The organism is Rhodoferax sp. U2-2l (genome assembly GCF_020594515.1).
In the GTDB taxonomy this organism is placed as follows: Bacteria; Pseudomonadota; Gammaproteobacteria; order Burkholderiales; family Burkholderiaceae_C; genus Rhodoferax.
Genome location: NZ_JAJCTH010000048.1, coordinates 1 through 255, shown reverse-complemented (window position 1 = coordinate 255; position 255 = coordinate 1). Strand labels below are relative to the sequence as shown.

Annotated in this window: 1 protein-coding gene; it reads right to left on the bottom strand. The window is 55.7% G+C overall.

Going from position 1 to position 255, the window contains the following annotated elements:
- Window positions 1-255, bottom strand: a 255-nt coding sequence (locus tag LHU53_RS19620; RefSeq protein WP_227334471.1) for an IS66 family transposase, incomplete at both ends; no start/stop codon positions are given.

Below are 255 nucleotides of genomic sequence, written 5' to 3'. Positions count from 1 at the left end.
CACTGTGCGCAATCTGACTCTTGTTACTGGCATGCAAATCAAAGAACTTGCGCCGGGCATGCGCCAGACAACCCACTTCGGTGACACCCTGTGTCATCAGTTGCTTGTAGCCACTGAAGTCATCACACACCAAGTGGCCACGCCAGTCACCCAGAAACAGTTTGGCATGCTCCCCGGCACGGCTGTCGCAGAAGTCATAGACCACTGCCTTGGTGTCCTCAAAGGCACCAGCAGCATAGGCCCACAGATAAGCGC